This window comes from Streptococcus caprae (assembly GCF_042649745.1).
GTDB classification, from domain to species: domain Bacteria; phylum Bacillota; class Bacilli; order Lactobacillales; family Streptococcaceae; genus Streptococcus; species Streptococcus caprae.
Genome location: NZ_JBHRZV010000006.1, coordinates 48,087 through 63,079 on the forward strand (window position 1 = coordinate 48,087; position 14,993 = coordinate 63,079).

The following is a 14,993-nucleotide window of genomic DNA, read 5'->3' on the forward strand; positions in this document are numbered from 1 at the left end:
TTTCTTACCTCGTTTCCCGTAGTTTTTCTTTCAAAAGTTGATAGTAATGTCGTGACACATGGACCTGCTTGTGGGTCTCATAAAAGGAGGCCGTGCTAGTCCCAGAAAAGGACTTATCAATAGAATAAATACTCTTGGCATTGATAATTGTCGACTTGGCGACACGGCAGAAATATCGTGGCAGGCTGTCCTCTAGCTCGTAAAGTTTGAGTCGAACCTCGTAGGCATCGGTCCGACTATGGGCAAAAATCTTGGTCCCATCCGTTTCAAAAAAGAGAATGTCCGCTAGGTCCAGGAAGTACTCACTGGTCCCCTTGTAAAAAATCAGCTGTGGCCGACTTAACTGGGACAGGGCCTGTTGAATCTGCGCTACTTCATCCGTAACCTGCTTAGCTCGAATGACGACTTCTACGTCATCAAAATTGTCATCCAACTCGATCCGAACCTTCATCAGCATCCTCCTTTCACCTCTCTTTTTGATACCCCTATTATACCAAGGCCTCAAGAAAGCACAAGGTATTTTCAGTAAGTGGTCACTGAGGAGCTGTAAGTGGTACCTCACAACCCCTAAAGTTATCACCATTAAGGCCTTCTTTCTATGCAAAAAGAAATCTCCTACGAAGTTGTTGGAACTTGGATAGGGAGGCAAACAGACGCTTGGCTTCGCAAAACAAAAAACAAGCTCCAGTACTCCCCACTCGAGAAATCTATGTTAGAATAAAACCGTCAAAATTAAAAACGCAACATTGCGAAAAAAGGAGAAACATAGATGACTTATAGAACAAGTACGGCCGAAGGGCCTATCGATTTCGTCAATGTCCTGGACTTAGAAAAAATGGCTCAGTCTGTCATTCCCAAAGGAGCTTTTGGCTACATTGCTAGCGGTGCGGGAGATACCTTTACCCTGCGTGAAAACATTCGCTCTTTCAACCACAAACTGATCATTCCGCAGGTCTTGCGCGGAGTTGAAAATCCGACGACGGATGTCGTCTTTGACGGCGATACTCTGACATCGCCGATCATTATGGCACCTGTGGCCGCCCACAAATTGGCCAATGAACAAGCGGAAGTCGCTTCTGCAAAGGGTGTCAGTGAGTTTGGCACCATCTACACCACTAGCTCTTACGCGACTACAGACCTGCCTGAGATTTCCCAAGCCCTCAATGGCACACCACATTGGTTCCAATTTTACTACAGTAAAGACGATGGCATCAACCGCAACATCATGGACCGTGTCAAGGCAGAAGGCTACAAGGCCATCGTCCTAACAGCTGATGCGACCGTTGGCGGCAACCGTGAAGTGGACAAGCGTAACGGCTTTGTCTTCCCTGTCAACATGCCAATCGTCCAAGAATACCTGCCTGAAGGGGTCGGTAAGACCATGGACTACGTCTACAAGTCAGCCAAACAAGCCCTGACACCAAAAGACATCGAGTACATCGCCCAATACTCTGGCCTCCCAGTCTACGTCAAAGGCCCGCAATCTGCAGAAGACGCCTTAATTTCCATGGAGGCCGGTGCTACTGGTATCTGGGTAACCAACCACGGCGGCCGTCAATTAGACGGTGGACCTGCTGCCTTTGACTCCCTCCAGGAAGTGGCTGAAGCAGTCGCTGGCCGTGTGCCAATCGTCTTTGACTCTGGTGTTCGTCGCGGCCAACACATCTTTAAAGCCCTGGCTTCAGGAGCAGATCTGGTAGCGCTCGGTCGTCCAGCCATTTACGGCCTTGCCCTCGGTGGTAGCCATGGTGTGCGCCAAGTCTTTGAGCACCTCAACAACGAACTCAAGATGGTCATGCAACTGGCTGGTACCCAAACCATCGCAGACATTAAGAAGACCAAACTACGCGACAACAAGTATGACTCTTCTTTCCCGTTTGATCCTGATACGCTCAATCTAGTTTAGAACTTCACTCAGACTTTCCTCGTCACCCTTGAACGGTAGCCTGTGGCAGATGATTACTACCTCTTCCTGTCCTGGCTACTTACTTCATAGAATCAGACCTATTTTTAAAAGGGAGGTTTTTCACTTGAAAAACAAAGAAATCTCAACCAAAACCGGGCTACTCATGTTCTTTACCTTGGTGGTAGCCTATATTACCTTTGCTGCCAGTTGGGTCGGCGGATCAAACTTGGGGCCCGAGATTACCAGCACCTACTTTGATGGACCAGTTTCGCCTGTAATCAGCCAGGTTGTCAACTATACAATTACCATTGCTAGAGCTCTTGCCAACTTTTTAGCCGCCTACTTCCTCATAAAATTAGGTGCTAAAAAAGCATCTAGTCTAGCCTTTGCCCTCCTACTCTTTTCCCTCGTTGCCGTTTGGATGCCCAATTTTTGGCTCTATACTGGGGCGCGCATGATTATGGCCCTTGGGGGATCGATGATTATGGTTTACATGAACCCCTTGGTGGTACGCTTTATTGCGCCCAAACACAAATTGCTGGTATCTTCTCTAATTACAGCCACCTATAATATCGGGGCTTTCATCATGGCTGTTGCCTTTCTCTTTTTCGCCGATTTGATGCGGGCTGACTGGCGCATCACACTCTCTCTTATCGGACTTGTTTCTGCAGCTATGTTCTTGATTTGGATGCTAAAGGCTGAGGATTTTGAAACAAGCAATGCCAATACCAACCAGGATTATTCCTATGCTATGGCTATTAAAGATTCATTTATTTGGCGATTCTCAGCTGGTTTTGCGGCTCTTCTCTTCCTCTATGTTATGACCTTGACTAGCCTACCAGCAACCTTGGCTGGAGCCCATAAGGACTTCAACTCTGGTTACATGCTACTTGCCGTATCAGGTGGAGGCATGATAGCGACTCTTTTGATGACCAAATTAAACATCAACCGTCCACGCCGCCCTTACTTAATCCTAATGGGAATCTTAGCAATTATCGTCACGACTGCAGGCTTATTCCTGGCACCTATTTCATCAGCTCTGTCATATGGATTGTTCTTCTTATCAGGCTTCCTTGTCTTCTTACAATACCCTGTCTTTCTCAATCTCCCCCACGAACTCCCTGATATGTATCCACAAAAAGCAACTCTTATGTTTGGAATCATCTGGGCGCTTTGTTATGGATTTTATACCATCCTGACCTTCTTATGGAGTATGATCCTTGCCAACTTTGGTCTAGCTGCAGCTCACATCTTTTGGAGTGTCATGTGTTGCTTCTACATTCTGGCAGTCATCAGCCTCCCCGAAACCTATAAGCAATCTAAGTAGGATATATAAAAAGAGCACTAACTTGTGCTCTTTTGCTATTTTTCACCAAGAAAGGCCGCAACTAAAAATATTAGGGCGCAACCACCGAAAACAGGAGACTTGTTCGAAATAAATAGGCAGAGCTGGCAAAGCGCCACAGCCAATAAAGCGAGGTTGGTTTTTTTCATATCATTCTCCTAGTTAGAGCTAGTCACGATATAGCCTTGCAGTTGACTAGCAAAGGTCTGTAAATTGAGGCTTTGAACATAGACCACCCCAGTGCCACGGAAGGTATTAACCACTCCTTCGCCTGTTCCAATGGATTGGAAGAACCCATTTTCCAGATGGATGTCGTAGTTTAATTCCTTGCTCCAAGCGACCACGTGGGCATTATCAATGGTCATTTCTTGATTGTTAAGCTCAATTTTCTTAATAGAACCAAAGGCATTAGCAAGCAGAGTTCCCTGACCTTCCGTCGTCATAACAAAGAGTCCACCTTGGCCGCCAAAGAAGGCCCGTCCGACTGACTGACGTTCCATCCGATACTGAGCTGAGCCATCCAGAGCCAAAAAGGCACCATCATTGAGACGATACTGCTTGTCCCCAAGTTCCAGTGCAATGACTTGACCCGGTGCTGAAGGTGCCAAGGCCAGCACCCCACCATCAGCATTAGATACTGCTCGGGTCAGAAACATAGACTCGCCTGACACCATAGACCGTCCAACAGCACCCAGTAATTTGCCCAGACCAGCCCCGCGACCGTTGAGTTTGGTATTGAGCGTCACACTCGGTGTATGGTAGACCATCGAACCCGGCTGAATATATGCTGATTCCCCAGCTTCAAGAGCGATTTCCACCAGTGGAAACTGCATATTGGCGTCGATTGTGTACTTCATACGATTATCAGACATAGCAAAGCTCCTTTTTGTTTTATTGTTTTGATACAATTATTTTAAACCTCATCTGCTTAAAAAGCAAGCAAAAACTTAAATCTATTAGAAGAATCCCCCTATTCATCAAAAATAATGCGTTTTCAAACTTTTTAGTTGAGAAAAACAAAATAAAGTTTTAAGATAGCAATATAGAATATATTAAAAGTTGTCACAAATCAAAAAGCTAATCCTAACCGTTTTAAAAGGAGGCCCACTATGGCTAAGCAACATAAACCCGTTATCACACCTATCCTCATCAGTTTAGCTTCAGTCACCACTGCCGCAACACTGGCTTTTCTTAGCCTTTCTGAGGAAGAGCGAAAAAAACTGATCAAGACAGGGGCAGATAAGCTCAACGACTTGAACAATTCAATCCAGAAGAAAACTAAGCAATTTACAGATACACTAGGTGAAACTCTTCAGGATGCTAAAGACACCGTTGAAGTCTATGGGGGTATCGCTGCGGAAACTGTGGAAGAAAAAATCCAGGATGCCAAGGATGCCGTAGAAGTCTACGGTGGTATCGCCGCTGAAACGGTGGAAGAAAAAATCCAGGATGCTAAGGATACTGTCGAAGTCTACGGTGGCATCGCTGGCGAAAACGTAGAGGAAAAAGTTCAAGAGGTCAAGGATACTGTGGAACATTTCTTTGATAAACATCCAGAAACCTCTTCGGAGACCGAAGCAACTACGGAAACTGAAGAAAGCTAATCCATTGAAAAAGGCGGTCGTCGGTGACCGTCTTTTTTTACTATCCAAATACTTTTTTAAGAACTTCACCTACGGTGGTTACTCCGATAACCTCAATGGTCTGAGGCAACTTGAGTCCCACCAATGAATTTTTTGGAGCATAGATTCGTGTGAAGCCGAGCTTGCTAGCTTCGTTAATGCGTTGTTCGATACGATTGACTCGACGAATTTCTCCAGTCAGACCAATCTCCCCGATATAACATTCCTGGGGATTGGTTGGTTTTTCCTTGTAGCTGGAGGTGATAGCCACCGCAACCGCAAGATCGATGGCAGGCTCATCCAGTCTGACCCCACCAGCCGATTTGAGGTAGGCATCCTGGTTTTGCAACAGAAGATTGCAACGTTTTTCCAACACCGCCATGATGAGGCTGACCCGATTGAAGTCCAGACCCGTTGTGGTCCGTTTGGCATTACCAAAAACAGTTGGCGTTACCAAGGCCTGCACTTCAGCAAGGATGGGCCGAGTTCCCTCCATGGTCACAACAATAGCAGAGCCCGTTGCCCCATCCAAGCGCTCTTCTAGAAAGACTTGGCTGGGATTGAGGACCTCAACTAGACCCTCCGACTGCATCTCAAAAATTCCAATTTCATTGGTTGAGCCAAAGCGATTTTTCACAGCCCGTAAGATACGGAAGGTATGCTGGCGCTCCCCTTCAAAATAAAGGACCGTATCCACCATGTGTTCCAGCATTCGCGGCCCTGCCAGTTGACCTTCCTTGGTCACGTGGCCAACGATAAAAGTTGCAATATTGTTGGTTTTAGCAATCTGCATGAGTTCTGCTGTGACTTCGCGCACCTGAGAAACAGACCCCTGAACACTAGTAATCTCAGGGCTCATGATGGTCTGGATGGAGTCAATAATCAGAAAGTCCGGCTGGAGCTTTTCAATCTCAGCTCGAATGCTCTGCATATTGGTCTCCGCATAGAGATAAAATTCATTATCGATATCGCCAAGGCGCTCACTGCGCAGTTTAATCTGCTCCGCTGATTCTTCCCCCGAGACGTAAAGAACAGTCCCCTTATCAGCAAGCTGGGTCGATACTTGCAAAAGAAGAGTTGACTTCCCAATCCCAGGGTCCCCACCGATAAGGACCAGGCTCCCAGGCACGACACCGCCACCGAGAACACGGTTGAATTCCTCCATGTCCGTCTTATTACGAGCCACCGTACTAGAGGTGACTTCCTTAAGTTTGACGGGCTTGGTCTTCTCACCTGTCAGGCTGACACGCGCATTTTTGACCTCCGCCACTTCAACTTCCTCAACAAAGGAAGACCAGGATGAGCAGTTAGGGCAGCGTCCCAGGTACTTGGGCGAATTGTAGCCACACTCCTGGCAGACGAAGTTTGATTTTTTCTTAGCCACTCGACTCCTCCTTTTTTCGTAAAACGGTTAAGCCACCGTCATCAGCATGAACATAATACCTCCCATCCGGGCTAAAGCCATAAACATAGGGGAGATAAGATTCAAATATCAAGTAAGGCGGCTGCTCTGCTTTTTGCCAAAAAATCGAACAAATCGGATAAGGTCCTGTTCTGTCAATAGAGGCAGAAACAGTTACCTCTGCTTGATTGGTCAAAGGCAAGGCTCCGCTAGTCTGTCCTACAATGTCAATAGTCTGTGCCATTCCCTCACCGTAAGCCAAGAGAGACTCCTCATCATAGTCGCCATCAATCTCTCGAACCTCGCCCGTTAGCAAGTTAATGAGTGAGAGGTACTGACTGGAAATGCAGAGAAGTCTGTCGCCATCGGGCAAAAATCCCAAGTATAGGAAGCCACCGATACCTCTTTGAAAGATTGTATGATAGCCTTGACAAGCCTGAGGTTGAAAGGGCATCATTTGCATCACTAGTCTCCTGTGCTTCCAAAGCCACCTGTTCGCTGACCTGTCGCCACATCGCCGTCAGCCAGTAAGAATGGGGCAAATACAGCCTGAACAATCCGCTCCCCAACCTCTACAACAACCGTTTCATCTGTGATGTTTTTCATCTGAGCAAAAATGTGTCCTTCATTTCCTGGATTACCATAGTAGTCCCCGTCGATGACACCCACCGAGTTAATGAGAACCAGGCCCTTTTTACGGGGATTGGACGAGCGATCGTAGAGGTAAAGCACCTCGTTGGATTGCATGTAGGCCTTGACCCCTGTCGGAACCAGCTTGATTTCTCCTGGTGCAATTTCTGTCCGCTCGCAGGCCTTGAGGTCATAGCCAGCCGCATGGGCTGTTTCCCGTTTTGGCAAGAGTTCTTGGTTATCATAGGTTGATACCAATTCAAATCCACGTAGTCTCATCTTATTATCCTCTTCATTAGTTTTAACCATTATACTATATATTCGTAAAATGAGGTACTTTCTTGGACACCCACAAGGTTCTTCACTAGGTCTCTCTTTAAAATATGATATAATGGTGGAAAAGAAACCCTTTTCTTATCGGATTATCACACAGAATTGGAGAAATCAATGACACAGAAAAAAATTGCCATCCTCGGTCCTGGTTCTTGGGGAACTGCTCTTGCCCAGGTCCTCAATGACAACGGCCATCAGGTTGTCCTTTGGGGAAATATTCCCGCACAAATTGAAGAACTCAACACCCATCACACCAATACCCATTATTTCAAGGATATTGTCCTTGACGAAAAAATTACGGCTACTCTAGATTTGGCAGAAGCTCTGCAGGATGCTGAGGCCGTCCTCTTTGTTGTCCCAACCAAGGTGACTCGCCTCGTTGCGAAACAGGTCGCTGAGCTATTGGACCATAAGGTCACTATTATGCACGCTTCTAAGGGGCTTGAGCCTGGCACCCATGAACGCCTGTCCACTATTCTTGAGGAAGAGATTCCGGAACAATGGCGGAGCGAGATCGTTGTTGTCTCTGGACCGAGTCATGCGGAGGAGACAATTGTACGTGATATCACCTTGATCACCGCTGCCTCAAAAGACCTTGAAGCTGCCAGCTATGTTCAAAGCCTCTTCAGCAACCACTACTTCCGCCTCTACACCAACACAGATGTTATCGGTGTCGAAACAGCTGGAGCGCTTAAAAACATCATCGCTGTCGGTGCTGGAGCCCTCCACGGACTTGGCTACGGCGACAACGCTAAAGCTGCTGTCATTACACGTGGCCTGGCTGAAATTACCCGCCTCGGTGTTAAACTGGGTGCTAATCCCTTGACCTACAGCGGTCTATCTGGTGTCGGCGACCTCATCGTTACCGGAACTTCTGTCCACTCCCGTAACTGGCGGGCTGGAGATGCTCTGGGACGCGGGGAGAAACTCGAAGATATCGAGGCCAACATGGGCATGGTCATCGAAGGTATCTCAACTACTAAGGTTGCCTATGAAATCGCCCAAGAGCTCGGTGTCTACATGCCGATTACCACCGCTATCTATAAGGTCATCTACGAAGGAGCTGACATCAAGGAAAGCATCCTCGGCATGATGTCCAACGCCTTCAAATCAGAAAATGAATGGGGCCAAAACTAAATATCAACACAAAAAGGAATCCAGATGGGTTCCTTTTTGTCATCATAGAGTCAGTTACAATTTTCAACAATTCCTACTCTTCCATAATCAAAACTAGACGTCGTTAGGTTTCCTTGCCTAAATCTCTTATGTCTCCGTCAACCTGCCTTAGCTATTGAGATTTTGAGTGGGTATCAATCTTGAAATCTTAGCCCTTTCTCCACAAGTTGCCTACCATTTCCTCTTTAGGAATACTATAGACAATATGAAGAGCTTTGAGAAACAGACAGTACTTGGGTAGGGCAAGTCGAAAATAACGATGCATCAAGATTAATTTAAATGTCTATACTAGCATTTGAGATAAAACTTAAACAATAAGCGACTTGACAAAAAATCGAGGAAACTTTAAGTTAACCAAATTGGCACCCCAACCATAACAACAATGACTGCGAGGTAGGCCAACCAAGCCAAGCCCCGTTTTTGTTTGGTAAAAAGATTGGGTTCTACCCGACTTGGGATGGCCAGGGCTAAAATGGCACCACCCAGGGCACCACCTAGATGCCCAACAAGACTGACATTTGGAGAAAAAATATTGGTCATCAGATTGAGCACAATCAGAACTGTAAAGGTCCGCCCTGCCTCCTGCAGATAACGGTTATGACCGAAGTAACCAAGAATGGCAATGGCTGCAAAGAGCCCAAAAATGGAAGTTGAGGCCCCTGCCGAGACCACATCTGGCGTGAAGAATAAGGTCAAAGCATTCCCGAATACACCTGCCAAGAGATACAAGACAAGAAACCGACGCCATCCAAAGATCTGCTCTGCCATTCGTCCCGCAAAATAAATACTGATTCCATTCATCAGGATATGTTCAAAGCCAATGTGGACAAAAATCGGTGACACCAGTCGCCAAAGTTGAGTGGGATCAAGCTTAACCGCTTCACCCAACATGCCACCTGACAGATAAACTGCCCAACTGGTTGTCATCTGACCTTGAAAAATAAGAAACATTCCCACAAAAACCAAGGCTGTCACAATCAGGATGCCCCAAGTCGCTGGGTAACGGCGAAAATCATTTTTCATCAATTAGTAACTCCTTCACTGCAATATCATAATCATCCGGTTCGAACTCGGCCCGCTGAAAGCTGTAGAGAGTTGACAGCGTCTGGCCCTCATAGTCTGCCAAATAACGGTCATAGAATCCAGCACCATAACCTAGGCGAAAACCGTCCTTGTTGAAGGCGAGACCAGGCACGTGAATCAGATCAATGGTAGCCTTATCAACCTCTACAGAGGAACCAGGTTCCAAGAGCCCAAACGAGGTTTCCACCAAATCATGCGGATCATAGGCCACAAAAATCATCCGTCCACCTTTGAAAGTCTTGGGAACACAAACCTGTTTTCCATCTGCTAGGGCCTGAGTAATCAAGGCTGATGTTGCGAATTCATGGGGAAAAGACAAATAGGTTGCAATGGTCTTAGCTGATTGGTAGGCTGGACTGGCAACTAGTTTTTCTAAGAAACGATTATCTGCTTGTTCTTTTTCAGTTTGGGATTGAGATTTGAGTAAACTCAGCATCTCATGTCGAATGTCAATTTTTTTCATGTTCTTATCATACCATGATTAAAGCTTTTTTTCCGATTCTAGACGCAAGAGAAATCGAAAAATCAACCCTAGACAGAGGATTTTTTCCAATATAATCACAACTATCAGAAAATAAGTTGTGATTATTTTAAGCTTTCATATCTTTCATTTCTAATTTTTTTGACAAAAAACCTCTATTTGTTTATCTTCTAAGATTTTTCTTATGAGATATTATTTTTTCTTTTTTGATTATTTTTTCTTTATTTTAAGGTTTCTTTAAGGTTTCTCTGTTATATTTAAAACATCCTAAAACTACTAGCTTCTCTAGCTAGTATGGGAAACTTTCCTATTTCCCTTTTTCATAAATCTCCTGAAGGTAGGAGGGATTCTACTTTCACCCTTTTTTTGCCAATCGAGTCCCCGCTCGATTGGTTTTTTTACAAAAAACCAACGGTAGTTGATATCTTCAGCTACCGTTTTGGCTTCTAGTTTGAATTAATCTTATGTGATAAAAATTTAGCAATTTCAGTCACCCCAAGTTCAAGAACCGTCTCGTCAGGGCTCATCTTAGGATGATGGAGGGGATAAGGTGTATCCACACCTAACCAAAACATAACACCTGGAACCTTGTTCAGGAGATACCCAAAGTCCTCTCCCGTCATAGCAGGCGGACAATCAATAACCTCTAGCGCTCCGCTATTGCCAAAAAAATTCATGAGCTCATCTGCTAAAACAGGATGGTTTTCAACGGGAAGGTAACCGGAAGGATTAAGTTCAATAGCCAGATCGACCCCCAAGGCTAAAGCCACACCTTCTGCAATCTGACGGACTCGTTCCTGCACATGAAGGCTCATGGTTTGGGTTAGGGCACGAATAGTCCCATGAAGTTTGGCTTCGCCCGCAATAATGTTATTGGTCGTCCCAGCATGTAGGGAACCAATAGTCACTACTGCCCCTTCAATCGGATCCACATTTCGGCTGACTACTGACTGAACCTGAGTAATAAAATAACTAGCAGCAACTAGGGCGTCATTGGCAGTGTGAGGAAAGGCCGCATGCCCACTCTGTCCAGTAAAGGTGATCTTGACCTCACAGGTTCCTGCAAAAAGCGTTGAACGATTGGTCGCTAACTGGCCAACTTTCAAGTCTGGCCGAACGTGAAGCCCATAAAACTCATCTGGTAACCAATCCCCAAAAGCTCCATCTTCGTACATGAGCATGCCCCCAGCAAAGTTTTCCTCAGCCGGCTGAAAGAGAAAGAGCAGGTTTTCCTTGGGTTGGACTTGGGTAAGTCGCTCCAACAAGCCCAGAGCTAGGGTCATGTGGATATCGTGGCCACAGGCATGCATACGGTCTGCATGTTCAGAGACAAAGTCAAGTCCTGTCTCCTCCACAATGGGCAGCCCATCGATATCCGTCCGCCAGCCAATTGTCTTTGTCGCTGCAGAGCCATGGACCATGACCAAAATCCCTGTCTTCCAGGTTTTGACAGCCACAAAGTCCTTATCCGCAGTCAGCTCTGCGATGGTTTCCATCAAAAAAGCATGAGTTTTATATTCTTCCAGACCAATCTCAGGAATCTTGTGGAGAGCACGGCGAGTTGCCAATAAATCAAGTGTCATATTGTTTCCTTTAATGAAAGAGAGGCTGAGATAAAAGTACTCTGCTTCTAACGTTATAAGATACCACTTGCAAGACGCAGTGGTTGAGTGGGTTCTAATTCGCTGATTTTATCAGCTTTTAGAGCCCTAATAAATGATGCAAACCTTGTTTGCTTCATCTCCCCAACCTAAAATAGTCGAGCAGACTATTTTAGCTATGCTGAGGTGGGAGTGGAACGTTCTGGGAAGAGACCGTTTCAGCCCGAGCCCAAAAACTCAGAAGCGAAGTAAATCAAACTCTACGAGTTACTGATTTTTGTCCCACTCTCAATTACAAGTTACGCAGCGCTTCCTCAAGGGCTGTTTTTTGTTGGGTTTGAGCGTCGATTTCTTTGATGATACGAGCTGGAACACCCGCTACCACAACGTTTTCAGGAACGTCCTGAGTCACGATAGCCCCCGCCGCAACAACTGAACCGCTACCGATTTGGACACCCTCGATGACAACGGCATTGGCACCGACCAATACATTATCCCCGACACGGACAGGCTCCGCAGAGGCTGGCTCAATCACACCAGCAAGTACCGCACCTGCACCGATGTGGCTGTTTTTCCCAACAGTCGCACGGCCACCAAGGATAGCACCCATGTCGATCATAGTTCCAGCACCGATTTCCGCACCGATATTGATGACCGCACCCATCATGATAACGGCATTATCGCCGATAGACACTTGGTCACGGATGATAGCACCTGGTTCGATACGGGCATTGATGTCTTTTTTGTCCAGCAATGGCACAGCAGAGTTGCGAGCGTCGTTTTCTACCACGTAGTCCTTGTTCTCAGTCAAACCTTCCAACAGTGGCGCAACATCTTTCCAGTCACCGAAAAGGACGTTGCCAAGTTTGGTCACGCTCTCTGGCACTTGACCAGCCAAATCCCCTTCAAAAGTAACCTTAACAGCTGTTTTTTTCACAGCATTCCCGATAAAAGCAATAATTTCTTGTGCAGACATTTTTGTAGCAGTCATGTCATTCTCCTAAACAATAGATTTCAACTATTATAGCAAATATTCAGAAAATTTGAAAGGTATTTGACGAAAGAAAAAGACCTCCGAGGAGGTCTATACGAATAAAATTAATTTAAGGCTACAAGACCTGTTTGAGTACCCCAAAATCCTGTTTGAACCTGAAGCTGCAATCCTGGAGTTGAGGCAACTTCTGATGCAACATCAAACACAACATTCCCGGTAATTGAGCTCCCAGGATTAATTTCTGTTAAGAAGAAATTAGCATCATCATTGGCATAAATTCCTGCTGCAGAATCTGAAGAATATTCAACCTCCCCATTCAAGAGAGTAAAGTAATCACTATCAACAGTAGTTGCTTTCTTTCCATTATTTGTTACAGTAACATTTACGATTTCATAGATACCTGATGCATTTTTCCCATATTCTCCTCCAACATTTGTTGATTGTGAAACGGAGTTTACAAGGTAAGTCATGTCACCAACTGTGAATGTTTGCCCCACAGCATAAACTGTATCTTTAGATTCGTTCTTAGCAGTAGCTTCACTTTCAGAAGTAGAGCTATCTTCTTGATTTGTTTGAACTTCTTGAGAAACCGTGGTTTGCTCTGTCGTCTTACTTATTTGCTTATCACTGCCTTTGTTCCCACCGATTACACCAAAGGCAATGACTACAATCAAAAGAATAAACCACCAACGCTTATAAAACGGTTTCTTTTGTACATAAACATTTCCTTGCTCATCTTTAATCTTTTTCGCCATCATTTTTCTCCTCAAAAGTCTTGATAAAACCATTATATATATATCGTCAACCCCTTTTGAAGAAAAAATGCAAGAAAAACCAGCCCTAGTGGACTGGCTAAGTTCATATTAGAGACGGGCATTGAGTTCAGCGCTGAGTTCTTCAAAGCCTGGTTTTCCAAGGAGGGCAAACATGTTTTTCTTGTAGGCTTCAACACCTGGCTGGTCAAATGGGTTAACCCCATTAAGGTAGCCTGAAAGGGCGATTGCCAACTCGAAGAAGTAAATGGTATAACCCAAGGTAAAGGCATCTTGCTCAGGAAGGGTCACAAACATGTTTGGCACTTGACCATCAGTATGGGCCAAGAGAACACCGTCAGTCGCCTTCTTGTTCACAAAGTCCACATCCTTACCTTGCAGGTAGCCAAGTCCATCAAGGTCCTCAGCCATTTCTGGAATAAGGATATTCTTACGTGGTTTGTCCACACGTAAAACAGTTTCAAAGATATTGCGGTAGCCTTCTTGGATAAATTGACCAAGAGAGTGCAAGTCTGTTGAGAAGTTCGCTGACGTTGGGTAAATTCCTTTTTGGTCCTTACCTTCTGACTCACCAGCCAACTGTTTCCACCATTCACCAAAGTATTGGAGAGATGGTTCATAGTTGGCAAAGATTTCAGTCACATAGCCTTTACGGTAGAGAACATTGCGGATTGCTGCGTATTGGTAGGCAATGTTTTCTGAAATTTTGTCAGACTGAAGGTCCAAGCGTGCTGCATTTGCCCCTTCCATCAAGCCTTTAATATCAGCACCTGAAGCTGCGATTGGCAAAAGTCCAACAGCTGTCAGAACAGAGAAACGGCCACCGACATTGTCTGGAACAACATAAGTTTCCCAACCGTTGGCATCTGCTTCAACCTTAACTGCACCACGTGCCTTGTCTGTCGTTGCGTAAATACGTTTGTTGGCTTCTTCTTGGCCATATTTTTTGACCAAGAGTTCTTTGAAAACGCGGAAGGCAATGGCTGGCTCAGTCGTTGTCCCTGATTTAGAGATAACGTTAACTGAGAAGTCCTTATCTTGAACGTACTCGACAAGGTCTGCCAAGTAAGTTGACGAAATAGAGTTTCCAGCGTATAAAATTTGCGGTGCTTTGCGATTTTCAGCTGAAAGTAAGTTGACAAAATGATTGTTGAGGAAGTCGATTGCAGCCTTGGCACCCAGATAAGAACCACCGATACCGATAACGACAAGAACCTCGCTGTCGCTCTTGATCTGTTCAGCCGCCGCTAGGATACGGTCAAACTCTTCCTTATCATAGTTTTCTGGCAGATCAAGCCAGCCCAAGAAATCAGAACCAGGTCCAGTGCCTTGACGGAGGTAGGCATCTGCCGCACTAACCTGAGACTGCATAAAGTCAATCTCATGTTGTCCTACAAATTGGCCCAAAACCTTTGAGTAATCAAATTGAATATGTGTCATGTTGAATGTCCTCTCTTAAAAAAACAGTGTCCCGTCTATCTTACCTTTTTATGCCTATTTTTTCAATGTTTTTTGTGTAGTTTAATCGAAAATCATACATTTTCATAGTTTTTGAAAGTTCTAAAATGAAGTTAGCCAGTTGAGAGTATGAAAAAACATCCCAGAGAGATATAATGTAGTTCACCACAAACACATTAAAAGGAACTC

General features: G+C 45.3%; 16 protein-coding genes. 4 read left to right on the plus strand and 12 right to left on the minus strand.

The window, feature by feature from the left end:
- Positions 1-4: 4 nt before the first annotated feature.
- Positions 5-451 carry a LytTR family DNA-binding domain-containing protein gene (locus tag ACFORF_RS01605; protein WP_380424740.1) on the minus strand — a complete coding sequence of 149 codons (447 nt, stop codon included), beginning with the start codon at positions 449-451 and terminating at the stop codon, positions 5-7.
- 318 nt (positions 452-769) lie between these two features.
- On the opposite strand from ACFORF_RS01605, the gene lctO reads away from it, so the two are divergent.
- Both lctO and ACFORF_RS01615 read left to right on the plus strand, forming a co-directional pair.
- Positions 770-1,906, plus strand: coding sequence for an L-lactate oxidase (lctO, locus tag ACFORF_RS01610; protein ID WP_380424742.1), 1,137 nt, complete (start codon positions 770-772; stop codon positions 1,904-1,906).
- A 124-nt stretch (positions 1,907-2,030) separates the two neighbouring features.
- Positions 2,031-3,233 (plus strand): MFS transporter, encoded by a 1,203-nt coding sequence (locus tag ACFORF_RS01615; RefSeq protein WP_380424745.1) that lies wholly within the window; start codon positions 2,031-2,033, stop codon positions 3,231-3,233.
- A gap of 35 nt (positions 3,234-3,268) precedes the next feature.
- Here ACFORF_RS01615 and ACFORF_RS01620 read toward each other — a convergent pair whose 3' ends face one another.
- Together ACFORF_RS01620 and ACFORF_RS01625 are read right to left on the minus strand one after the other, a co-directional pair.
- Positions 3,269-3,400 (minus strand): hypothetical protein, encoded by a 132-nt coding sequence (locus ACFORF_RS01620; protein ID WP_380424748.1) that lies wholly within the window; start codon positions 3,398-3,400, stop codon positions 3,269-3,271.
- 9 nt (positions 3,401-3,409) lie between these two features.
- The gene (locus tag ACFORF_RS01625) at positions 3,410-4,123 is read right to left on the minus strand and encodes a TIGR00266 family protein (protein ID WP_380424750.1); all 714 of its coding nucleotides are present in this window, start codon (positions 4,121-4,123) and stop codon (positions 3,410-3,412) included.
- Positions 4,124-4,360: 237 nt separating this feature from the next.
- Between ACFORF_RS01625 and ACFORF_RS01630 the strand changes: the two genes are divergently transcribed.
- Complete coding sequence (locus ACFORF_RS01630; protein ID WP_380424752.1) at positions 4,361-4,855, plus strand: hypothetical protein; 495 nt, start codon at positions 4,361-4,363, stop codon at positions 4,853-4,855.
- Between the two features lie 40 nt (positions 4,856-4,895).
- Here ACFORF_RS01630 and radA read toward each other — a convergent pair whose 3' ends face one another.
- From radA to ACFORF_RS01645, 3 genes are read right to left on the minus strand one after another with little or no spacing between them, the layout of a single operon-like run.
- The gene (gene radA, locus ACFORF_RS01635) at positions 4,896-6,257 is read right to left on the minus strand and encodes a DNA repair protein RadA (protein ID WP_380424754.1); all 1,362 of its coding nucleotides are present in this window, start codon (positions 6,255-6,257) and stop codon (positions 4,896-4,898) included.
- Positions 6,250-6,738 (minus strand): hypothetical protein, encoded by a 489-nt coding sequence (locus ACFORF_RS01640; protein WP_380424756.1) that lies wholly within the window; start codon positions 6,736-6,738, stop codon positions 6,250-6,252. The genes radA and ACFORF_RS01640 overlap by 8 nt, the downstream gene beginning before the upstream one ends.
- 2 nt (positions 6,739-6,740) lie before the next feature.
- Positions 6,741-7,184, minus strand: a complete 444-nt coding sequence (locus ACFORF_RS01645) for a dUTP diphosphatase (RefSeq protein WP_380424759.1) — start codon at positions 7,182-7,184, stop codon at positions 6,741-6,743.
- A gap of 168 nt (positions 7,185-7,352) precedes the next feature.
- On the opposite strand from ACFORF_RS01645, the gene ACFORF_RS01650 reads away from it, so the two are divergent.
- The gene (locus ACFORF_RS01650; protein WP_380424761.1) at positions 7,353-8,375 is read left to right on the plus strand and encodes an NAD(P)H-dependent glycerol-3-phosphate dehydrogenase; all 1,023 of its coding nucleotides are present in this window, start codon (positions 7,353-7,355) and stop codon (positions 8,373-8,375) included.
- A 384-nt stretch (positions 8,376-8,759) separates the two neighbouring features.
- Here the strand turns inward: ACFORF_RS01650 and ACFORF_RS01655 are convergent, their stop codons facing one another.
- The 6 genes from ACFORF_RS01655 to ACFORF_RS01680 all read right to left on the minus strand — a co-directional run bounded on the left by ACFORF_RS01655 (position 8,760) and on the right by ACFORF_RS01680 (position 14,786).
- The gene (locus ACFORF_RS01655; RefSeq protein WP_380424764.1) at positions 8,760-9,440 is read right to left on the minus strand and encodes a rhomboid family intramembrane serine protease; all 681 of its coding nucleotides are present in this window, start codon (positions 9,438-9,440) and stop codon (positions 8,760-8,762) included.
- Positions 9,427-9,960, minus strand: coding sequence for a 5-formyltetrahydrofolate cyclo-ligase (locus ACFORF_RS01660; protein WP_380424767.1), 534 nt, complete (start codon positions 9,958-9,960; stop codon positions 9,427-9,429). The genes ACFORF_RS01655 and ACFORF_RS01660 overlap by 14 nt, the downstream gene beginning before the upstream one ends.
- Before the next feature lie 464 nt (positions 9,961-10,424).
- Positions 10,425-11,561 carry an N-acetyldiaminopimelate deacetylase gene (locus tag ACFORF_RS01665; RefSeq protein ID WP_380424769.1) on the minus strand — a complete coding sequence of 379 codons (1,137 nt, stop codon included), beginning with the start codon at positions 11,559-11,561 and terminating at the stop codon, positions 10,425-10,427.
- Between the two features lie 310 nt (positions 11,562-11,871).
- Positions 11,872-12,570 carry a 2,3,4,5-tetrahydropyridine-2,6-dicarboxylate N-acetyltransferase gene (gene dapD, locus ACFORF_RS01670; protein WP_380424772.1) on the minus strand — a complete coding sequence of 233 codons (699 nt, stop codon included), beginning with the start codon at positions 12,568-12,570 and terminating at the stop codon, positions 11,872-11,874.
- A gap of 107 nt (positions 12,571-12,677) precedes the next feature.
- Positions 12,678-13,328, minus strand: a complete 651-nt coding sequence (locus ACFORF_RS01675; protein ID WP_380424775.1) for a DUF4352 domain-containing protein — start codon at positions 13,326-13,328, stop codon at positions 12,678-12,680.
- A 108-nt stretch (positions 13,329-13,436) separates the two neighbouring features.
- Positions 13,437-14,786 carry a glucose-6-phosphate isomerase gene (locus ACFORF_RS01680; RefSeq protein WP_380424777.1) on the minus strand — a complete coding sequence of 450 codons (1,350 nt, stop codon included), beginning with the start codon at positions 14,784-14,786 and terminating at the stop codon, positions 13,437-13,439.
- Between the last annotated feature and the right edge of the window lie 207 nt (positions 14,787-14,993).

Bases quoted from the DNA above. Each gene is read 5' to 3' on its own strand.
- ACFORF_RS01605 (WP_380424740.1), bottom strand. From the start codon at position 451: ATGAAGGTTCGGATCGAGTTGGATGACAATTTTGATGACGTAGAAGTC.
- lctO (WP_380424742.1), top strand. From the start codon at position 770: ATGACTTATAGAACAAGTACGGCCGAAGGGCCTATCGATTTCGTCAAT.
- ACFORF_RS01620 (WP_380424748.1), bottom strand. From the start codon at position 3,400: ATGAAAAAAACCAACCTCGCTTTATTGGCTGTGGCGCTTTGCCAGCTC.
- ACFORF_RS01625 (WP_380424750.1), bottom strand. From the start codon at position 4,123: ATGTCTGATAATCGTATGAAGTACACAATCGACGCCAATATGCAGTTT.
- ACFORF_RS01630 (WP_380424752.1), top strand. From the start codon at position 4,361: ATGGCTAAGCAACATAAACCCGTTATCACACCTATCCTCATCAGTTTA.
- ACFORF_RS01640 (WP_380424756.1), bottom strand. From the start codon at position 6,738: ATGCAAATGATGCCCTTTCAACCTCAGGCTTGTCAAGGCTATCATACA.
- ACFORF_RS01645 (WP_380424759.1), bottom strand. From the start codon at position 7,184: ATGAGACTACGTGGATTTGAATTGGTATCAACCTATGATAACCAAGAA.
- ACFORF_RS01650 (WP_380424761.1), top strand. From the start codon at position 7,353: ATGACACAGAAAAAAATTGCCATCCTCGGTCCTGGTTCTTGGGGAACT.
- ACFORF_RS01660 (WP_380424767.1), bottom strand. From the start codon at position 9,960: ATGAAAAAAATTGACATTCGACATGAGATGCTGAGTTTACTCAAATCT.
- ACFORF_RS01665 (WP_380424769.1), bottom strand. From the start codon at position 11,561: ATGACACTTGATTTATTGGCAACTCGCCGTGCTCTCCACAAGATTCCT.
- dapD (WP_380424772.1), bottom strand. From the start codon at position 12,570: ATGACTGCTACAAAAATGTCTGCACAAGAAATTATTGCTTTTATCGGG.
- ACFORF_RS01675 (WP_380424775.1), bottom strand. From the start codon at position 13,328: ATGGCGAAAAAGATTAAAGATGAGCAAGGAAATGTTTATGTACAAAAG.
- ACFORF_RS01680 (WP_380424777.1), bottom strand. From the start codon at position 14,786: ATGACACATATTCAATTTGATTACTCAAAGGTTTTGGGCCAATTTGTA.